The organism is Labrenzia sp. C1B70 (assembly GCF_000475395.1).
Classification (GTDB): Bacteria; Pseudomonadota; Alphaproteobacteria; order Rhizobiales; family Stappiaceae; genus Roseibium; species Roseibium algicola.
Genome location: NZ_AXCE01000002.1, coordinates 261,980 through 282,143 on the forward strand (window position 1 = coordinate 261,980; position 20,164 = coordinate 282,143).

The window sequence follows — 20,164 nt, forward strand, 5'->3', positions numbered from 1 at the left end:
GGCATGGACCGCCTTCTTGTGCTTGTCCGTCACGGACAGAGCGACTGGAATTTGAAGAACCTGTTCACCGGCTGGAAAAACCCGGACCTGACCGAGCAGGGCGTGGCGGAGGCTCACAAGGCCGGCGAGCAGCTCAGGGATCTGAAGCTGTCCTTCGACGTTGCTTTCACCTCCGATCTGTCGCGTGCACAGAAGACGCTGGACATCATCCTGGAAGAACTGGGCCAGACCGGCCTTGAAACCTTCAAGGATCAGGCTCTCAACGAGCGTGACTACGGTGACATCACCGGCATGAACAAGGACGAAGCGCGCGAGAAATTCGGCGAAGAGCAGGTCCATATCTGGCGCCGCTCCTACGACATTCCGCCTCCGGGCGGTGAAAGCCTGAAGATGACCGCAGAGCGCGTTCTGCCTTACTACAAGTCGGAAATTCTGCCGCGCGTCCTGGCTGGCAGCCGCACGATCGTCGCCGCGCATGGCAACTCGCTGCGGTCGCTGATCATGGATCTGGAAGATCTTTCACCGGAAGAAATCCTGAAGCGTGAACTCGGCACCGGAACGCCGATCATCTATCGCCTCGATGAAAACGGCGGCGTGGTCAGCGTCCAGGATCTCGCCGACTAAGACCAGTCCGCATTGCCGAAATACATGTCCCGCTGCTTCCAGGAGGCAGCGGGACTTGTTTTTGAAAGGCAGCTTGCAGTCCGCCAGGTGCCTGCGTTGCCCGGGGCGTAACCGAATGAGCCTTTGAAGCGGGCGTGTGCCGTCTGCAATCCCCCGGCAATTTCTTCGCAAAAACAGTCCTGAATAGTGATTTGCATTCGATGTCTCTCCCATTTGAGGGAGGGCCGATCTGCCACGCCTCTGTAGGCTTCCAGCCGTCGACCACGGTTGGAGCATTTTTAGATGGCCGAATGCACGAAAGTTTCTTCCCGCTTGCAGAAGCTGGTGCGCAGATCAGGAAAATCGGGACGTTCGCTATTTCAGGCAGCTGCAGTTTTTCTGCTCGGCGCGGTTTCGGCGCAGGCCCAGACAAACCTGACAGCTGAAGAACAGGCCAGGCTGGCCGCAGCCGACAGCGGCCAGGCACCGACTGCCACCGCGATCGAACTTCCCTTCGAGGAGCCGTTTGACGGCAAGGATCTGGCCGGGCACTGGCAGCTCCTGAATGCTGACAAGGACTCCTTCGTTGTAGAGAACGGCATCCTGCTTGCGCTCACGAGTGGCGGCAAGAACAGTCTGCGAAATGCGGATACGAGCAACATCTTCGAGCTGCAAGGCGTGCCGCCTGAGGGAGACTTCGATCTTGCTATCAAGGGCAAGCTCGATCCGAAAACTGGTTACGACGAAGTCTGGCTGGGACTTCGGGAAAGTCCGGACAATTTTATTGCAGCCCATCTTTATGTGCTCACCAAGGGGTGCGGTCCTGCACTGTTCCTGCGGACTGTCGCCAATCAGCCGGTAATGCCGGAAGGCGAGCCGTTTTTGACCGCCGCCAACCACAGCCTGTTTGATGGTCCCATCATCAAGTCTGTTTGCGACAAGGCCGGCCGGCCCCTCGGGGATCAGATCCTGTCGAACCTGTTTGCAGAAGGTTTTGAGCTGACCCTTTCCAGAAGAGGGTTGCGCTACCGGACCTCCCTGACATTGACCGTTCCGGACAGAGGGGCGCAAAAGCCCGCCGGTCTCGAGACCGTTCACACCAACTGGATTGCCCGCATGGCGCCTTTCGGCAAACCGGTTTTCCTGCTTGGCCAGGGCAGCCGCGCCGGTAGCGGTGAAACGCTGGCCGAGTTCGACCACTTCAGCATCCGCCGTCCGCAACAATGAGCCCGGAGTTTCCCATGACTGCTCTTCCCTCTCGGGCGCGCGTACTGCGGCTCGTGGTTCCTTTCTCGTTCGCCCTTTGTGCAGCTTTACCTTCTCATGCTCAGCAAGGTGATGTCGCCGCCGCAGAGAACCTCGTGCGGCTGTTTTATGCCGAACATTCCAAGCGGTTCAACGACGGCGATACGCCGCTCCTGAACGACGCTCCGGCCGCAAAGGAGTTCCTCGTCGACGGCCTCGTGCAAGGGGAGCTTCAGGGGATTTTGCAATTCGATCCGGTCTATGATGCACAGGACGCGAGCATTTCCGATCTCAGCATTCAGCCCGATCCGGACGCACCCCTCTTGCAGGGCGCTGCCCGGATAAAGGTGACTTTTACCAACTTCGGAATGCCGATCCGGCACATCTACACGCTGATAACCGTGCCGGACGGTTCCTGGCAGATCAACGACATCTATTCCGAAACAAACGACTGGTCGCTGTCTGATCTCCTGCAGTCCGCCGGTGTGGACATCAGATCGGATCCAGGTTCCGAGATCACGCTCAAGGGCAGTTCAGCGGCCGGGTCCACCGTTGGATCGGGGCAGACACAGGCTGCAAACGGCGGAGACGCGGTAATACCCGGCATGGAAGAAGGGGACCTTCCCGGAAACGGCCTGTCCTCTGAAGGGAGCGACCTTCTGTTCGTTCTGGACGGTTCAGGCTCCATGTGGGGTCAGGTCGACGGTGTTGCCAAGATCACCACTGCGAAGCAGGCGCTGACAGGCCTTATCGGTGACCTGCCGGCTCAGACCAACGTCGGCCTCATGGCCTACGGACACCGCCGGGAAGGGGATTGCGGAGACACCGAGATCCTGTATCCGGTTTCCAACTTCGATACCGAACGTCTGAAGCCGGTTATCGACGCGATTACGCCTCGTGGAAAAACCCCCATCGCAGCCGCCCTGCAACAGGCGGCTTCCGCCATGCCCGCCTCCAACCGGCCGGCAAACGTGCTTCTGATTTCAGACGGGCTGGAAACCTGCGGCGGTGACCCATGCGCCGCGGCCAAGGCATTGGCCGAGCGGGGTATCAACGCCCGCGTCCATGTGGTCGGGTTTGACCTGACGCAGGAGGAGAACCAGGCCCTTCAGTGCATTGCCGAAAATGGCGGCGGCAACTATTACGCCGCCAACAATGCCGAAAGCTTCACCGAGGCCGTCAAGCAGGCTGTCGCGGACGCAGGCAAGGCAGCGGAACCTTCCGCACCGGCGCCGGAAGCTGAAGAGGTCGTTCCGGCCAGCACCCTTGTGTTTGAGGAAACATTTGACGGCCCGGAGCTGGCAGCCAGCTGGCAGACGCTGAATGGAACCGACAGGCTGACCAGGTTTACCGGAAGTGGCACCCTGTTTGTCTCCGCACTGGGGGGCGACACGATCTACGACAACAAGAACGCGCTGAACCGCCTCGTTCTTGACGAGCCGCTGCCTGACGGTGATTTCGACCTGAGTCTCAAGTTCAAGCTGCATGAACAAAGCGGTCATGAAAGCGTATCGTTGTCGCTGCTGGAGGATACGAACAACCAGATCGGCGCAATGGCCTGGATCTGGACGAAAGGCTGCGGTTCTTATCTGAACCTGTCCTTGACCCGCCTCTCCGGAGATCCTGAAGGCAAGCCTGAAGTATCGCGTTTCGATGTCAATCTGTTCAGCAAGCAGATCGTCAAGACCGTGTGCGACAAGGCAGGCAGGGCTTATGGCAACAAGGTTCTGGAATCGCTTTCGACCGATGGTGCTCTGCTGCGTCTGAAACGGCGAGGACGTGCGCTCTCCGCTGCCATCGAACTGGAATTACCCGCTGCTGACGGTCAGGAGGGCGGCCCCTACGTCCTCGAGACCGATCCGGTTACCGTGCTGCGCCTTGCCGGCAAGCCGAGCGTGCTCGCCGGTCAGTGGAACAAGGCAAAGTCGCAAGAGAGCCATTTCGAGTTCGACAGGTTTGCAATCGAGCTGGTTTCGCAATGAGGATTCGTCCTCGCCGTGCTTATCTGGCCTTTGTAATCCCCTGGTTCCTGTTGGAAGCGGTTTTCGCGCAAGGTCCCGGCGTCCAGGCCCCAGGGGTCGAAGACCTCGCTTGTGCGGCGGGATATGGCTGCCAAGGCGTTTCGTCTTCGCAATGCGACGTCCTGGCGATGCTGGGCTTGATGACCACGGGAGAGGCCCGGGACCTGTTCGCCCAGGCTTATCCCGCACGGTTTACGGAGGTGGCAAGAAACGTATCCTTGCCACCGTCCGAATGCCTGCAGGCTGCCGGTTCCGGTATAGGCATCGGCGCGGGCAGCCTTTCAAGTTCGGGTATCGAGGACACCAGCGCATCGCCGAATGGCAGCGGTGCACAAGCCTTGCCCGACTTCGCAAGTCTCGACGGATTTTCCGAGACACCATGTCCGGGCAATGTGTCCGTCGATCCGATCTTCGTGCAGGGGCAACCGGACATCCGGGTGCTCGCCTGTTTCAAGGGAGCGGACAATCGCTACAGCGAATGCGGCAAGGCAGCGGCTCGTGCCTATTGTCTGAAATTCGGTCAGCCGGACGTTGCCTGTTTCGGCGACATCAAGCTCGTAGGAAAGGCCGCCACTGTCGACGCCTATTGCGAAGCTGGCGGGTGTCCCGCTTTTGGTTTCATTGTCTGCAAATAAGTGTCACCCGGCGCCGGAACCGCATCGATGCTCACCCAAATGGGAGAGGCTTCAGCCGGATCGAAACGTCAGTCTTGCGTCATCGACATGTCTCGCCAACAAGACCGGAGACTGAAATGCGGAAGATTTGGATGATACTTTTTCTGGCGCTGGGGACGAGTTTCCTGCTGCCAACCTTTTCGGCGCAGGCCAAGACGATCTGCACGATCCAGGCGGAGAGCGCTTTCAGCAAGGGTCACAAGACCCGGGCCGGTGCCGAGGCAAGAGCCTGGGTAAACTGGCAAGGCAAGATGAGGAACAGCCATGGCCGCCGGTTTGCCGTTTCCATGGCCCGGGTGACAAAAGGCTATCCCAAGTTCGATGGCACCCGGTTTAACCACAGGGTGGTGGTTCGCGCCCAGGGTTGCTACGTCAAAGGCGTTTCCTGCCTCACCGGCACTGGGATCACCCCTTCCTGCGAGTGCCAGAGCGACCGTCGCGCCGCCTTGAAGCAGGGATGTTCCGTCTACGCTGCTGGCAGGTGACAGGCGTTAGGAATACTTCCCGAATGGAATGCGTGCGGACGGTCTATTTCAACCAGCCGACAGGCCCGGCCATCAGCCGGGCCACAAGCTCCGACTGACTGTGCACGCCGATCTTCTGGAAACTCTTTTTGAGATGCCCGCGGGCCGTGCTGACCAGAATTCCCTGGTTGTCTGCAATCTGATCCAGCGATCGTCCTTCGGCGATCTCGAGGGCAATCTCCGCTTCCTTGCCGGTCAGGCCATAGGCCAGTTCTATCAGGGTCTTTCGGGTTTCGGAGGTGTCTTCGCCGGTCTGCACCCTCAACAACAACAAGCTGGCAGGCCCGTGCCTTTGAAGGCTGGTCTGTTTGAGGGCGGCAGGAAAAAACTGAAAGCCGACAGGCTTGCCCTCATGGATAATCAGTCTTTCCCCGTTCTGGCGAGAAATGACTGCCGCTTCGTTTTCTGCCAGAAGCGACTTTACCCGCGCCTTCGCGGTTTCTTGAATTTGACAAGCGTCGTCCTGCGGCAACAGGCTCGAGAGCGAGGTTTCGAAGGCGCCGTTGCAATGCAGGAGGTCGTTTTGCCTGTCCAGCAGGGCAACACCGATCTGCAGTCGCTCGATCACGCTTTCCAGAAGAACGCCGAGCGTCGCGCTCATCATGACCTGCTTGTTCAGGTTGAACGCCCGTTCCCAGTGCGGCATCAGCCGGCTGATGCGCTCGTGCAGTTCTTCCTCGTTGACGTTCCCGGAGAGTTCTGCCTCATGGATCATCCGGTAGATGATTTCCGTCCATCGGCTGTCGTCGTCGATGGCGTTGTAACAGAGCTCGACAAGTTCATCCGGCTCCAGCTGCCGTGCGCCGGTTTCGCTGATCCGGTTGAGGATGTCCGAGGCAAGCTCTTCCACGCCGACTTCCCTGATATCGGCCTCAGGGCGTCTGTTTTTCTGGACCCAGTCCAGGATCCGTCCGCTGATCGAGAATTTGTCCTCTTCCAGAAACAGCGCCGACCGGGCTCCGTCGACACGTTCGGAGGCAACGTCCTCAATGCCAATCCGCGACAGGAAGCGCTCGATGGGCGGCAGGAAACCGCCGTCGCGGAGCATTGCATCTTCGCCGCCGAAGACGACAAGGCACCGCGTGCCCGGTTTCATCTGAGCGTCACGCGGCCACGACCACGCACTGAGCATGCCTTCGAAAATCTGCTTCCAATATGCGGGTGTCGGTGTCGGCCAGCCGTGCGGGTCTTCCAGGACCTGCTGAATGACGCGGTGATCCGTACTCATGACATCAGCAAGGTGCCTGCGATCCTTCAGGTGCGCGCCAAGGAAGGAATAGAGATGGTGCAGGGTCTGTTCGTCGGGCGTATCCGCGCCTTTCAGGCGGATTCGAACCTCGGAAAAAGTCTTGCCGAACAACGCCAGCGTCTTCTGGTTGGGCGGCGGCGAGATGAACACGATGTGCCGGGCAAGGTCCGGCCAGGTCTTCATGACTTCCAAGGTCAGCAGGGCGGTGATATTGGGAACGACGATCAACCGGTCCTGCCAGGGCGTGTCCTCAAAGCTCTGCTCCAGCAGGTGCCGCATGTCTTCTACAGCCGATTTCCAGCCGTCTCGCGGATCCAGATGCCCGGCAACCGAGGTCTTGTCGAAACTCTTGCCGTGTCCCCGGATATCGCCGGAGTGGACGTCCCAGCCGGAGGCGCGGAACCCGGCTGCGAGTGGCTGCAGCATTCCTGAATGCGTTGGTTGGCTGTGGCCCAGGAAAACGGTTCTCTTTCCCGAATAGAGACGGCGCGTCATGTTGACGGGCCAATGACGGTAATAAAGCGAAGGCCCGTCAGGTCTCGGTAGGTATTTTGCTTCCATGCGCAGATCTCGTCTCAGAACCACATCTGCCCAATGTGTCAAAAGTCCCCTTGCAGACGCCCGCCGCGAGACTGCAGCAGAAAGCCGCCGTTGCAAATCTATGAAAATCCATAGGGTCTGGCTGCAAAAGCGGCGTTTCATGCCGAGAGCCCCTATTCGACGGTATTCTTGAGAGAGAACTTTGCAGCCTCGAACTCGGTCAGCAGGTCGACGAGATGTGCATCGACCCGGTCCGGATGCGCGTTGGCACCGACAAGCTTGTCCTGTGCCAGAAAGAACAGGACATCGTCGTCAACCACGAAGCCGACAGTATGATACCGCTCAAGCAGATCGAGCAGGGTGGTCTGAGTAGCAGGCGTCAGGATGCTGAGAACGGCAAGGTCTGCATCCGCTCCGACATCGTTTGAACAGGAGACATGGAATGCCTCGTTGAAGGCGATGGACTCCGTCTTGATGTCCCGATCCAGAGGGCCCTTGTGGAAGAGGTTCTCCGGTCGCACTGCGGCCCGGACGCCTGTCTTGCGGCCAAGTTTATAAGCGCCCAGGAGGGAGTAGAACACGCCGAAGCCCCCTCTGCCGCCACGGGCGTCACGCCTCAGGGCAGGGTTCGCCGCAAGGCCGGCTTCCATTTCCATGGCACCGATTGCGACCCAGAACGGCAATCCGTCGTTGCTGCTTGTGCCCCAGAATTCGCCATCGAATTGGGCACCGACAAAGGATCCGACCTGAAGCCTGGTCAGTTCGGGGACGCGGTCCTCTACGGCAAGCGCCCTTTCGGATTTGACCAGGTGCGTTCGGCGATCCGCGCCGTCCGATGTCATGACGGTGCCGAATTCGCGCACGCGCTCCATGAGCTTGCCACTGTAGCTCCAGCCTTTCCTGCGTGCGAGTTCGACCCGACGCTTCAGCTGTCGGCCGTCCCTGTTTTCAAGCTCCCCCGCCAGAAACATGAGCGCGAACATCACGGTCGTGACCGCAACAGGCACAAACGGAAAGCCGTCCGTCCAGAAGCCCTGCACTATGGTCCACAAAAGGGCAAGGATCGCCCCTATCGGCAGCATGCGCCGGAGCGGAGCCGGCAGAACAACACCGGATCGGATGTCGGAGACATCAGGGGTCTCCACGGAGATTTCACCCTTGATCGGGTCCCAGTGCGTGACGCGCCCACTCATGACGGCGCTCTTGTCAGGTCGATTGGCGGTACGGCTTCAACGGATTTCAACTGGTCTGCATCGAGTGCGAAAAACGCTGCCCGTTCGAAGCCGAGGATCGAGCCGACCCAACACGAAGGGATAGCATCCAGCAACGTGTTGTAGCGATCCACATTGCCGTTATAGAGCCGGCGCGCGGCACTGATCTGGTCCTCGGTTTCCTCCAGCTGTTTTTGCAGTTGAAGGATGTTCTCCGTCGAAGTCACATCAGGATGATGTTCCGTGTATCCAAGGAAGGTGCTCAGCCCCGCGGTCAGGTCGTTTTCGGCCCGTTCGATGTCTTCCAGGCTGCCCTGCCGGACCGCAATCGCCTTCTCCCGCACGTCCAGAAGACGGTCGAAGACATGGTTTTCCTGACGGATGGCGGAGCGGACCGCACTCACCAGCCCGGGAACAAGGTCATGCCGCCGCTTGAGTTGTACCTGAATGCCCGAACGCCCGTTCGCAACGGCATTTCTGGCCGCTGCCAGGCGATTCTGCAGGTAGACGAACCCGCCAAGGCTCATGATCAGTAGGATGAAAAGCGTCGTCATGCATGTCTCCGGAAAATCCATGTCCGGAAGACAACAGAACAGTTGGGGTGGCACGCGCCCTCTCCCATTTAAGGGAGCTTGAATACGTGAAAGGCACAGGACACCTTTCCCACATTCCTGACTAAGGGGAAATCAGCCCGTTGAGCAGCGCGATGGCAATTGCCTGTTCGCGGGTCGCGGCGCGAAGTTTTGTGCGGGCGTTCTTGAGATGGAGTTCGACGGTAACCGGCCTGAGGCCGAGCTTGTCTGCGATCTGCTTGCTGCGCAGGCCTTGCGCGACCCAAAGGAGGCATTCCTTTTCCCTCGGGCTCAGCGCGATGTCCCTGTGCTCGTTTTCCAGCGCGGCCTGCAGGCGCTGGTGCGCAAAGAAGGCTGTCAGGCGGAGCAGGTCGGCATGTTCTGAAAATATCTTCTCGATTTCGTGACGCGGCAGGCTTGATCCGAGGTTCCAGCCACCAGCTCCACCAGGGCCCGCTTGCCGCACGATACAGGACATGCCGGCACGCATGCCGGTTTCTCCAGCTTCCTGAATGAGTTGGCGCTGGGCGGTGCACAGATACGGGTAGTCCGAAAGATAGTCGATGCCTGTCCCCATAGGAGTAGTCGAGGTGCAGCAGTAGGCAAAGAAGGGGTCGATCCGCTCATAGGCGGCGGCGCGGTAATGAGAGGTCCAGCTTTCCGGAAAGGTGGTGAACATCGACAGACCCGCCATCGTGCGGTCGATGTAAATGAGCTTGTCGAAGCCAAAGGATTCGAAGAATTGCGCACTGGCTGTCCAGGCACTGTTGGAAGAAATTCCTTCAGGCAATTTCTCGATCAAACTGGGCGGCACTGCGTCTGTCCAAGCATAAACTATGGTTTTCCATATATTGGAGATCATAGGGTGCCGGGTTACATCGGACAACGGTTAGAGTTCACGGGGATTTTTACCTGACCAGGGCCCGTCGGACGGAACACGTTTTCGAGGGGCCGCTTCTGACGTGACAGGTACGGGATCACAGACAATCGTCCTTGGAACGCTTCTGTTGGGGCCGCTGGTTTACGCCTTCTGGCGCAGCCGCAAGGGGACGCGAGCCGACTACATTTTCAACTCGGGTCGCACGGGGTTGCTGGCCACGGTCGCCGGTATCATTTGCGGCAATATCGGCATCGGTACATTCGTTGCCCTGGTGCTGTTTTCCGCGGCAAGCCCGGTCATCGGCCTGTCGCTCGCGCTGGCCTATGGCTCCGGGCTGATGATGTGTGCCCTTGTCGCTCCGGGTGTCCACAGATTGTCGCAAAAATACGGGGTGAGGGGGCTGATCGACCTCATCGTGGTCACCCACAAGGTGCGGCACCCGATCCTGATATGGGTGCCGGTTGCCTTTGTCTTTCTTCTGCGGGCCTCGGTACAATTGATTGCCCTGGCCGTTATCCTGACGGCTGTCCTTCCAATTCCGCCGCTTGCGGCAGTCGTGCTCGCAACATTCGTTGCAGGAGCCTATACGGCGATTGGCGGCTACAGGGTAGCAACGGAAACCGACATTCCGCAGGCCGTGGTCATTCTCGTCGGCATTGCGATCCTCGGGATGTGGAACATGGAAGCGCCTACGCGGGAGCTCGTGTTTTTCGACCTTGGTCCCTACCGCTTTCCGATCCTGATCGGCATCTGGCTGTTCATACCGGCAAGCGCTGTTCTGGCCGTCGACAACTGGCAGCGGATGGCGACCGCACGGGAGCCGTCGGTTGCCCGGCGGGCATTCCTGCTCGGAGCCCCGATATGCCTTGCGGGATACCTCATAATCGTCTGGCTCGGGCTGCACAGCATGCCTGGCGGGGACGTGATGCAGATCCTGCACACGTCGGTGCCGCAGACCTGGATATGGCTTGTCGACCTGATGCTCATCGCCGTGGTGATGTCGACGATGGACACGTTCGTGATGCCGCTGATGGCCGGTCTGGAACGGACAGAACTGTCGCTGGGGAGATTGCAGCTTATCGTTGCCGCGCTGTTCACGTTGCTCGGTCTTTCAGCGGCCTTGTTCGCGGATGTCCTGAACTCGATCATTTCCGCCTTCAGTTCGCTGGCGGTTTTCTTGCCGGTTGTCTGGGCGTCGGTTCGCGGCCGGCGCGTGAGCGCGCCGGCGGCAATCGTGTCGCTGAACGTCGGGATCGCGGTCACCGTGCTGCTGACAACGGTGGACCTGAATTCCGCGGCTTTGGTCGGCTGTCTTCTGTCCTGGCTGCTGTATGAGACAGTGTCACGCTTTGCCCCGGGCCAGTCCCTGGCGCTTCGCAAGGTTGCTGAAAGAGACGCGAGAGCTTGATGCTTCGCTGCCTAAGTAACTGCGATTTCCGCTCAAGCTCTCCCATATGGGACATTTGCGGTCTGCAAGGATCGCCTACTCCTTGCCGAGTTTCGGCTCAAAGGAGACAATCTGATGAAATACGCCTACGCTCTTGCAGCTGGCCTTCTGCTGGGTCTGCCGGCAGAATTTGCGATAGCACAGTCGCGCTCCAATGAGGGAGTGACAGGTCAACCACAGGCCTGTCCGTTCAACCATCCTGTTGGTTGCTTCATCAAGACCGGTTCCAAGGGGCCGGTGAAGTCCGTCTACTTCTTCAACGACTACAAGCAAAACCGGTGCGGGGTTCATACGCAGGTCTGCCCCGAAGGGCGCAAATGTTTCACGCGCACGGAGAAACTGAGCCTGAACACAGCGACGGGAGAATTCTATTCAAGCCGGATCAATGGAGCGGTCACCGTGACGAACAGTTACGGGTTCTCGACCAAGACGATTGGCGCCGGTTACCCCGCCTTCATGCGGGCGAAGGTCAAATATGTCGGGAAAAACGGCAAGGCGAGAACCAGCACATTGTCCTTCAAGGCGTCGTCTGAAGGGTGCTGACGAGCGTTCATGGTTCGCAGCAATCAGCTCCTGCCAGCTTGAAGGCCAAGGTCCTGTTTCAAAAGGAGCACTTGTTGTCCCGAAAGGTCACCTCCCTGCGCAAAAGCGCAGGGAGCACCATAAATCATCAGCGAGATGCCGATGGCTGCAATAATCTTGCTGATCATCCGTTTGCTCCCGAAAAATCAAACCTGGAAAGCGGCAGGCTCCGGATCCGTTCGCCGGTGAGAACAGCTACGGCATTTGCGACTGCCGGCGGCACGCCAGGAAGCCCGGGTTCACCGACACCTCCCATCGGCGCACCGCTCTCCACGATACGGACATGAACGCGCGGCATGCGCTCAGGAGGCAGGATCGGATACATGTCGTAATTGCGGGCTTCGGGCATACCATCGGTGTAGACGACCTCTTCCAGCAATGCGGAAGAGAGACCGAGTGCCACGGCGGAGTTTACCTGGGCTTCGATAATCGCTGGATTGACGATGCTGCCCGGATCGATAGCGACCCAGACATCGTGAACGACCACTTCGCCGCCATCCAGGGAGACTTCTGCAATCGTTGCCACCTTGCTGCCGAAAGGAGAGGCCATTGCAACACCGCGGGCGCGCCGCGTTCCGTCTTCCGCCTCAAAGGGCCCTCTTTTCCAACCACCGGACAAGTCACCAACCGTCTGCAGGAGTGTCTTGTGGCGTGGGCTGTGGTCCAGCAACTTGAGACGCAGTTCAAAGGGATCCTGCTCGCCGGCATCAGCCATTTCGTCGAAAAAGGACTCATAGAAGAAATCATTCATCGAATGACCGACGGAACGCCAGAACCCGATAATGGCCGGATCGTCGACATGGATCTGGCCCACACGCTTGTTTGCGATCGCGTAGGGCTTGCCGGCAATTCCCTCGACCGATGAGCTGTCGACCTTGTCCGGCTGACGACCGTACCAGCGTCCGGTGGGGCCTTCGCCGACGGCAACCGCATCGAAAGCCAGGGGATGGCCATCCGGGTCGATCGCAGCCCTGAACCGCACCGTGCCAATTGGCCGAAGAGCGTCGCGCAGGAATTCTTCCTCGCGGCTCCAAAGGAGTTTTACCGGGCGGCCTGCCGCCTTGGACAGCTGGATCGCCTGCGGATAGGGATTTGCCGTCTGATAGAGGAAATGACGGCCGAAGAAGCCCCCAAGCATCGGGGAATGAACAATGACCTTGTCCGCAGATATCCCGGCCACCTTCGCGGCATCGGCCTGGAACATCTCGGGAGCCTGGTTCGGGACCCACATTTCCAGCGTGCCGTCATCGTTCCAGCGCACAAGTGCAGAGGGCGGCTCAAGCTGACCGTGTGCCAGATAGGGGGCGTCATAGGCGGCTTCGATCACCTTGGCGGATGATGATAGCGCGGCATCGGCATCGCCTTCGGCTTCAAACGCGATCCCTTGACCAGCCGTCGCCTTGAGCATTTCCTTGTGCGCTTCGGAGGAGAAGGTGTCCGGCATGGCGCGAGCGGTACCTGCGGGAGCTTCTCTCCACTCGACTTCCAGCTTCTCAACGGCCATCCGGGCGCGCCACCAGCTGTCGGCCAGAACCGCGACGGCACCGGGCAATTTGTGAAGGGAATGCACACCGGGCATCGCCGCGACGTCTGCCTCATTGGCGTATGCGCCAGGTTGCTGGCCAAGACGCGGCGCATGTTGTACCGCACCGTAGAGCATGCCATCGACCGAAAGATCGATCGCGTATTGCGCCTGTCCCGTGGACTTGTCGAGAACGTCCAGCCTGTCGTGCGGCTTTCCGATCCAGCGGAATTCATCCTTCGACCGCAATTCGACAGTTTCCGGCACCGGAAGGTCCGCCGCAGCTGTCGCAAGGTCTCCGTAGGGGATCGATTGCCCGGAGGCCGGATGAACCACTTTCCCGGGTTCGGTCGTGAGGGTTTCAATCGGCACGCCAAGGCGCCCAGAAGCGGCTTGCAGCAGCATCTGACGGGCAGTCGCACCAAGCTTGCGCATGGCGTCATAGCTCATGCGCACGGACATGCTGCCGCCGGTAAAGCGAATTTGCCCGCCGATCAGCAGGTAGTCGGGTCCCGGGGGCGCCGTTTCAACTTGAAAGTTGCCCGGCTCGACATCCAGTTCCTCACCGACAATCTGGGCCATGGCAGTGTAGATACCCTGCCCACCTTCCACAAAAGCGCTGCGGAATTTCACCGTACTGTCGGCCAGAATTTCCAGGTAGGCATCGATCCGGGTACCCGGCGTGGTCTGGCCGGCCTGCGCAATCGCCCGCCCGGTTCCAGCAGGAAGAGATACGGTCAGAACCAGCGCGCTGATAGAACCGGCGAGAAAGCCACGGCGTGAGACGTTCAGCGGGCGCGCTGCGTTTATATCGGCGCGCGTGAAACCGGAATTTTCATCATTTTTCATGGGAGCGCCTCCTTAAGCTTCAGCAGCCTGACGCACGGCTTTCGAAATCGCATTGTAAGTGCCGCATCGGCACAGATTGGTCATTGCTGCGGCAATGTCGTCTTCCGATGGGCTGGCGTTTTCCTTGAGAAGGGACGTGGCAGCCATGACCTGGCCAGACTGGCAATAGCCGCATTGCGGCACCTGGTTTTCCACCCAGGCGTCGACCACTTTCCTGCCGATCGGATCTTGTTCAATTGCTTCGATTGTCGTGATCTCGGAACCGGCGACACTTTCGACCGGGGTGACACAGGTACGGGTCGCGTAACCGTCGACAAGCACCGTGCAGGCTCCGCATTGAGCAAGGCCACATCCGTATTTGGTGCCGGTCATTCCGAGCGTGTCCCGCAATACCCACAGCAACGGGGTGTCGGGTTCAACGTCAACCTGGTGCCGGGATCCATTGATGTTCAGTTCCATGGTGCCTCTCCTCGAGCTTTCATGAAGGCGTGCCGACGGCTGATTGCGCAACGCGGCAACATACTTGCGTCCGTATCGCTTCAGGCAGCGTCATGCCCGGCGCGTCACGGGTAATATGAAGTCATCAGGCCGGGGGATTAAGGCGCGTCTCTTGAAACGAGTTATGATCTGGCCTCATGAAACGAACCGGGCGAACCAAGTGGATGTCCCTGGCCTGCACACAGCGACAGCCCACTGACAAAGCAGGCAAGGTCTGGTCATTGAGCGATGTCGAGGGCGCTTCTGCCGCCGGCGTCACACTGTCGGTCGGGTACCACGACGACTGACGAACAGCATGGCTGCAACGCCGATCAGGCTGCTGACGGTGCTGACAATGACCGCCCCATGCCAGCCGGCAAAAAAGCCCTCGACCGTCGGTTCTGCAATCAGAAGGGAGACAAGTGCAATGCCGATGGCCGAACCGAGGTAGCGGGCCGTGTTGTTGGCGGCGGACCCCATGGCACTGCGTTCTGGGGGGACCGTCTGCACAGCTTCGTGGCCCAGGGAAGCGTTCAGGACGCCATTGGCCAGCCCGGCGATGAACAGACCGGGAAGAACGGCCGCCCAGGTCGTATCGGCATCAGCGGCAATCAGCAGGAACTGGGCAAGTGCACAACCGAGAATGGCCCAGATAACCCTTTGTCTAGAAGTGAACCGGTCCGGCAGCAGGCGTGCCGCAAGAGCGGCGATAACGGTGACACCGGACCAGGCGACAAGAACAACGGCAGTAAACAGCGGTTCCATTCCAAGGCCGCGGACCAGAACGGTCGGAACCATGGACATAAGGGCAAGCACACCCGCGCCCGAGGCGAAGGCCGCAATTGTGGCTCCCGCGAAATTGGCATCACCGAAAAGATCCAGTGTCAGGATCGGATTTCTGACCCGTTTTTCGATCGCCAGAAAAATCGCGACGAGCAGAAGACCGGAAGCCGAAAGGATTACGACCGTCATCGCGGACCCGACCCGCGCCTCGGTCAATGCCGAAAGAAGGCATCCGAGCCCGGCCATCAGAACGACGCTTCCCGCCAGATCGACCTTCTGACCGCTGGGTTGGCTTTCCGGAAGGCGTGCCCGGGCCGCGAGGGCGAGCAGGGCCGAGGTCACCGCTATCAGCCAGTGTATCGCGGCCCAGCCCGAAACCCCGAGGAGGAGCGATGCGATGATCGGACCTGCAGCCACACCGCCGCCAAGTGCCGCCGCCCAGATCGCCGCTGCGTGCCGGCGAGCTTCGCCCTGGTAGATCTGTCCGAGCAACCCGAGGCCACAGGCCATGATGCCGGCACTTCCAAGGCCCTGTACGATGCGCATGAGGATCAGAAACAGGCCGCTGGTGGCAAGCGCTGCGGCAACCGACGACAGAACCGTGAGCCACAATCCACCGGTGAACGTCATTCGCCGGCCGAGTGTATCGCCGAGGGCGCCTGCGGTCAGCAGGCCGCAGGCCGCACCCAGTGGCATGCCGCCCATGACCCACGCCTGACCGGCCGACGACAGGTTCAGTTCACGTGTCATCGCTTCCAGCGTCGTCAGCGGCGCGGTGAAGACGACGAGTGCAAGGAACGTCGCGAAGGTTATGATGATCAGGGCCCCGGCAGGGGGATGAGATTCAGATGTCACTGTCATTCCGGTCTCGATGGGACGTGTCCCGGATCACCTTGTGGCGGATCCAGATGGTTCCGTCGTCGAATGTGCTGGAGGAGATGAGTTCGAGCCTGCGGGCATCACACGGTTGCGTATGCTCGTAAATGGCTGGAATGCCGCTCTGTCCATCAATAACAGGGAAGACGAGTGTGCTGGTTTCATCGATCATGTCGGCTGCCAGAAACGCGCCGTTGAGAGTACCGCCGCCTTCCAGCAACAGACGCCGGCAATCGAAGGCTTCCGAAATCCTGGTCAGCGCAACGAACAGGTCGGTTCCCTCCGCACCGGCAAAGAAAACGGAAATGCCGCGGGCGTACAGATCCTGGACATGGTCATCCGCAACTCTTTCCGAGAGCACGATCACGAGATGATCGCCGTCGAGGTCTCCGGTTTCGGGGCGTAGACGTCCGGAGCGGTCAAAGCAGATTGCGACCTTGTTTCCAGAAGAGCCGGCTATGAGATCCGGACGCGGAACTGGACCTGTAGAGATGCAGGGTTCAGCTGAGGCAATGAAATCTTCCATTGTGCGCCGACCGACAATCCAGCCGTCATTGTCCAGACGTTCGGCAGCGCTTTCGTAGGCTGTCATGACTTCTTCCTCGTTGGCCGGCCAGCGACCGGGAAGGAGGCGGCCGTCGAGAGAGGTGATCATGTGGCAGATGATGAAGGGGCGTTGCATTTGATGCGTTGCTTCCGGTTTCAAGGCGCTTGGGAGGCAAGTCGAATTTGGAGCTGACACATTACCCCGCAGACCGGATGGAAAATATGCCCTGAGCCCAGCTTGCACTGATGAGAAGGACTCATGAAACAAGCCGGCTTTCTTTGACGAAATTGGCTCAACACCAGCTTCAATCAAACACGGGGTTCAATACAACCATACCGATGTATGAGCGGTAAGACCTGCCGTACAATGGTTCCACGGTGCCCTTTCCCGCAGGCTGATGACGTCACCGCAGGCACCGCCTGCATCAGCTACGGGGAACAACATGTCCATGAAATCTGTCACGCGACGCTTCGTTCTTGAAGGACTGGCATCGGCCCCCGCGATCGGCGGGGCCGTATCCATCGTTATGCAACCGACCCCCGCCACGGCGGAAGAAATCAGGGGAACAAGCCAGATGACCGCGCAATTCGTTACCACCGCAGACGGCACCGAAATCTTTTACAAGGATTGGGGTCCGAAAAATGCCCAGCCGATCCTGTTTCACCACGGCTGGCCGCTTTCTGCCGATGACTGGGACGCCCAGATGATGTTCTTTCTGGCGAAGGGGTACCGGGTGCTGGCGCACGACCGGCGCGGCCACGGCCGTTCGACCCAGACCTTCGACGGCAACGAGATGGACACTTACGCCGATGACGTGAAGGCGCTGGTGGAAGCGTTGGACCTGCAAAACGTCATCCACGTCGGCCACAGCACCGGCGGTGGCGAGGTGGCCCGCTACCTCGGCCGTCACGGTACAGCCCGTGCTTCAAAGGCCGTGCTGCTTGGCGCTGTGCCGCCGTTGATGGTCAAGACAGCGGCCAATCCGGGTGGTCTGCCGCTGGAAGTGTTCGACGGTTTCCGGGAAACCTTTCTGGCCAACCGTTCGCAGTTCTTCCACGATATTCCGGCAGGCCCGTTTTACGGTTTCAACCGGCCGGGTGCCGTTGTCAGCCAGGGCATCGTCGACAATTGGTGGCGCCAGGGCATGATGGGGGGAGCAAAGGCTCATTACGACTGCATCAAGGCGTTTTCCCAGACCGACTTCACGGAAGACCTGAAAAAAATCGATATTCCGGTTCTGGTCATGCACGGCGACGACGACCAGATCGTCCCGATCGGGGCCTCGGCACTGGAAAGCATCAAGCTGCTGCCGAAAGGCACGCTGAAGGCCTATGAGGGGCTGCCGCACGGCCTTGCAACGACCCATCCGGACATCGTCAATCCCGATCTTCAGGAGTTCTTCGTCCAGCCGGCGTGAGGACTCGGTTTCAGCCAGATAAACGGGAGGACGGCAGCGTCCTCCCGATCATGTTTGCACCGCTGCAGAGGCAACGGGCAGCTCCACCTGGAACCGTGCACCGCCGAGCGGTGAACCGTCCGCCAGGATCCTGCCGCCATGACCTTCCACGATATTGCGGCAGATGGACAGGCCGATGCCAAGTCCGGTCTGTTTGGTGGTGTAGAAGCTTTCGAATATACGCTCGCGCATCTCCGCCGGAATGCCGGCACCGGTATCTTCCACGCGGATGACAACCCTGTTGTCCACCTGCGAGGTCGTGACTTCGATCAGCGGGAAGGGGATGTTCTTGCGGGCAAGTTCCTGGACGGCGTTGAGAATGAGATTGACCACCACCTGCTGGATCTGCACCCGGTCGACAAGGACATCCGGCAGGCCGTCCTTCAGCGCGGTTCGTGTATTTGTGCCGTGGGCTTGCAGCTCGTGGGAAAGAAAAACCAGAGCCTCCTCGATGATCCGATTGACTGATGCTGCAAGCTGCTGGGTCTCCCGCTTGGTGGCCATGGAGCGGATCCTGGACACGATGTCGGCCGCGCGCCTTGCGTCGCAGACCATCGCCTCGTTGATGGCCATCAGTTCCTCAAGATCGGGGTCGGGCCGCTTCAGCCAGCGGCTGGCGGCTGACCCGTTTGCGGCGATTGCCGCCAGCGGCTGGTTGACCTCATGGGCGATGGAGGCTGCCAGTTCCCCGAGCACCGAAAGCCGGGAAGCATGGGCGAATTCGGCCTGAAGCTTTTGCAGGGCGGACCTTGCCTCGACTTCATCCGTGATGTCGACGAGCCCGACAAGCGTCATCTTCCTTGCCCGCAGGATCGGCGAGGCATTGACCAGAAACATCGTGTCGAACTCGCTGCCGTCGAGGCGGCAGTTCCGGGCGCGGACTTCGAACGGGGTTGCCGAGGCGAAGCTGTGCTGAAGCACGGCCCGGAAGGCCTCTTCACCGGACGCTGGCCAGAAGCGGGATACTGTCTGGCCTATGAGGTCCTCTGCCGTTTCCGCACCAAGTATCTTGAGAGCGGCTGTATTGACCTCAACGATGAGGCAGCCCTCCATAGCGCTCCTGAGATCCTCCGGATGGTCGTCAAGATGAGCGCCCATGTCGGTAATGCCTTGGGCTTGCAAGTCGTCATAGAAGCCAAGCAAGCCCGCAGTGTCGAGCTGGAACAAGGCCGTGGACATGGCCTGGAAAAGATCGCGGAAACGCAGTTCCGACTGTCTCAGTTCCTCTTCCGCCTTGACGCGGTCGGTAAGGTCAATGACACCGACCAGAACCGAGCCACGACCATGATGGCCCTCCGGCCAACACACCGTGAAGAGCGCATCGATCAGCTGCCCGTCGAGCGTCGATAGCCGGGTTTCAGTCTGCAAGTTGGGTTCACGCCGCAGGGCGGCCAGCAAGGATCGGGCATAGATGGTCCGGCTTTCCTGCGGCCAGAATGGCGAGATGTTTCGGCCGATCATGCCGTCCCGGTCCTTGCCCCCGAACAGCCGCACAGTCGCATCGTTGACATCCAGGATCGTCGTGCGGGCAATGGCCTCGTCGATAAACTCGGGATGGTTTTGAAAATAGGCCGCGAAATCGGTGACGCCGGATTGCAGCAGGCCGCCGATCATCTGGCGGACTTCGGTGAAGTCCAGTTCCCAGAACGAGGCTGCCATGGCCTGGAACACGTTGGTATACTGGTGGGTGAGTGTGCGGACGGAGATTTCCGCATCACTCAACGCGGTGATGTCGCGTCCGTATTCGATGATCCACTCGGACTGCCCGTCTGCCGCTGGCACCATCGCCCAGGTCGTTTCGACGGTGAGAGTGTTGCCGGAGGCGGTGGTGCGTTCCAGATCACCGTCCCAGGCCCGGTGCGTTGAGAAAGTCTGCTGCAGGGCCTGGACGGGTTGGGGATGCCGGCTTTGCAGCAGCGTGTTCAGCTCCTGTCCGAGTACTTGAGCCGATGTCCAGCCATAGAGCGTTTCGCTCGCCCGGTTCCAGTATGCGATGCGCCAGGTTCCGTCGCACAGGACGACGCTTTGCGGGGCATGGTCCAGAAGGGCGGTTGCTGCCGCGTCAGGGCGCTGCAATTCAGAAAGAGGGATAGGTCCTTCCAGCAT

At 59.8% G+C, this 20,164-nt stretch carries 18 protein-coding genes; 8 read left to right on the forward strand and 10 right to left on the reverse strand.

The features are described from left to right. The first annotated feature begins 3 nt into the window (after positions 1 to 3). From Q666_RS35870 to Q666_RS35890, 5 genes are all read left to right on the forward strand, one after another. Positions 4 to 624 (forward strand): 2,3-bisphosphoglycerate-dependent phosphoglycerate mutase, encoded by a 621-nt coding sequence (locus Q666_RS35870; RefSeq protein ID WP_022999102.1) that lies wholly within the window; start codon positions 4 to 6, stop codon positions 622 to 624. 282 nt (positions 625 to 906) lie between these two features. Beyond that, positions 907 to 1,830, forward strand: coding sequence for a hypothetical protein (locus Q666_RS35875; RefSeq protein WP_022999100.1), 924 nt, complete (start codon positions 907 to 909; stop codon positions 1,828 to 1,830). Positions 1,831 to 1,844: 14 nt separating this feature from the next. Then, positions 1,845 to 3,830, forward strand: coding sequence for a VWA domain-containing protein (locus tag Q666_RS64660; protein WP_161633216.1), 1,986 nt, complete (start codon positions 1,845 to 1,847; stop codon positions 3,828 to 3,830). Continuing rightward, the gene (locus tag Q666_RS35885; protein WP_022999098.1) at positions 3,827 to 4,504 is read left to right on the forward strand and encodes a hypothetical protein; all 678 of its coding nucleotides are present in this window, start codon (positions 3,827 to 3,829) and stop codon (positions 4,502 to 4,504) included. Before Q666_RS64660 ends, Q666_RS35885 begins: the two co-directional genes overlap by 4 nt. Before the next feature lie 131 nt (positions 4,505 to 4,635). Next, positions 4,636 to 5,028, forward strand: coding sequence for a hypothetical protein (locus Q666_RS35890; RefSeq protein ID WP_022999097.1), 393 nt, complete (start codon positions 4,636 to 4,638; stop codon positions 5,026 to 5,028). A 43-nt stretch (positions 5,029 to 5,071) separates the two neighbouring features. Here Q666_RS35890 and Q666_RS35895 read toward each other — a convergent pair whose 3' ends face one another. The 4 genes from Q666_RS35895 to Q666_RS35910 all read right to left on the reverse strand — a co-directional run bounded on the left by Q666_RS35895 (position 5,072) and on the right by Q666_RS35910 (position 9,453). Next, positions 5,072 to 7,018: an alpha/beta hydrolase gene (locus Q666_RS35895; protein ID WP_081713165.1), complete on the reverse strand. Its 1,947-nt coding sequence runs from the start codon at positions 7,016 to 7,018 to the stop codon at positions 5,072 to 5,074. An 11-nt stretch (positions 7,019 to 7,029) separates the two neighbouring features. Next, positions 7,030 to 8,049, reverse strand: a complete 1,020-nt coding sequence (locus tag Q666_RS35900) for a hypothetical protein (RefSeq protein ID WP_022999095.1) — start codon at positions 8,047 to 8,049, stop codon at positions 7,030 to 7,032. Beyond that, positions 8,046 to 8,621, reverse strand: coding sequence for a LemA family protein (locus Q666_RS35905; protein ID WP_023014434.1), 576 nt, complete (start codon positions 8,619 to 8,621; stop codon positions 8,046 to 8,048). Before Q666_RS35905 ends, Q666_RS35900 begins: the two co-directional genes overlap by 4 nt. A gap of 121 nt (positions 8,622 to 8,742) precedes the next feature. Then, positions 8,743 to 9,453 (reverse strand): LuxR family transcriptional regulator, encoded by a 711-nt coding sequence (locus Q666_RS35910; protein WP_161633214.1) that lies wholly within the window; start codon positions 9,451 to 9,453, stop codon positions 8,743 to 8,745. Between the two features lie 148 nt (positions 9,454 to 9,601). On the opposite strand from Q666_RS35910, the gene Q666_RS35915 reads away from it, so the two are divergent. Both Q666_RS35915 and Q666_RS35920 read left to right on the forward strand, forming a co-directional pair. Next, complete coding sequence (locus Q666_RS35915) at positions 9,602 to 10,927, forward strand: hypothetical protein (RefSeq protein ID WP_022999092.1); 1,326 nt, start codon at positions 9,602 to 9,604, stop codon at positions 10,925 to 10,927. Positions 10,928 to 11,041: 114 nt separating this feature from the next. Next, positions 11,042 to 11,509: a hypothetical protein gene (locus tag Q666_RS35920; protein WP_022999091.1), complete on the forward strand. Its 468-nt coding sequence runs from the start codon at positions 11,042 to 11,044 to the stop codon at positions 11,507 to 11,509. A 23-nt stretch (positions 11,510 to 11,532) separates the two neighbouring features. Here Q666_RS35920 and Q666_RS66160 read toward each other — a convergent pair whose 3' ends face one another. The 5 genes from Q666_RS66160 to Q666_RS35940 form a co-directional block, all read right to left on the reverse strand. Next, complete coding sequence (locus Q666_RS66160) at positions 11,533 to 11,676, reverse strand: hypothetical protein (protein WP_022999090.1); 144 nt, start codon at positions 11,674 to 11,676, stop codon at positions 11,533 to 11,535. Beyond that, positions 11,673 to 13,919, reverse strand: coding sequence for a xanthine dehydrogenase family protein molybdopterin-binding subunit (locus tag Q666_RS35925; protein WP_022999089.1), 2,247 nt, complete (start codon positions 13,917 to 13,919; stop codon positions 11,673 to 11,675). Before Q666_RS35925 ends, Q666_RS66160 begins: the two co-directional genes overlap by 4 nt. Before the next feature lie 12 nt (positions 13,920 to 13,931). Next, positions 13,932 to 14,378 (reverse strand): (2Fe-2S)-binding protein, encoded by a 447-nt coding sequence (locus Q666_RS35930; RefSeq protein WP_022999088.1) that lies wholly within the window; start codon positions 14,376 to 14,378, stop codon positions 13,932 to 13,934. Between the two features lie 294 nt (positions 14,379 to 14,672). After that, complete coding sequence (locus Q666_RS35935; protein WP_022999087.1) at positions 14,673 to 16,040, reverse strand: MFS transporter; 1,368 nt, start codon at positions 16,038 to 16,040, stop codon at positions 14,673 to 14,675. Beyond that, on the reverse strand, positions 16,024 to 16,737 hold the full coding sequence (locus tag Q666_RS35940) for a dihydrofolate reductase family protein (RefSeq protein ID WP_031284937.1): 714 nt from the start codon (positions 16,735 to 16,737) through the stop codon (positions 16,024 to 16,026). The genes Q666_RS35935 and Q666_RS35940 overlap by 17 nt, the downstream gene beginning before the upstream one ends. 439 nt (positions 16,738 to 17,176) lie before the next feature. Here Q666_RS35940 and Q666_RS35945 point away from each other — a divergent pair, with 439 nt between their 5' ends. Next, positions 17,177 to 18,019 (forward strand): alpha/beta hydrolase, encoded by an 843-nt coding sequence (locus Q666_RS35945; protein ID WP_286133752.1) that lies wholly within the window; start codon positions 17,177 to 17,179, stop codon positions 18,017 to 18,019. 48 nt (positions 18,020 to 18,067) lie between these two features. Here Q666_RS35945 and Q666_RS64665 read toward each other — a convergent pair whose 3' ends face one another. Next, complete coding sequence (locus Q666_RS64665) at positions 18,068 to 20,164, reverse strand: PAS domain S-box protein (protein ID WP_022999084.1); 2,097 nt, start codon at positions 20,162 to 20,164, stop codon at positions 18,068 to 18,070.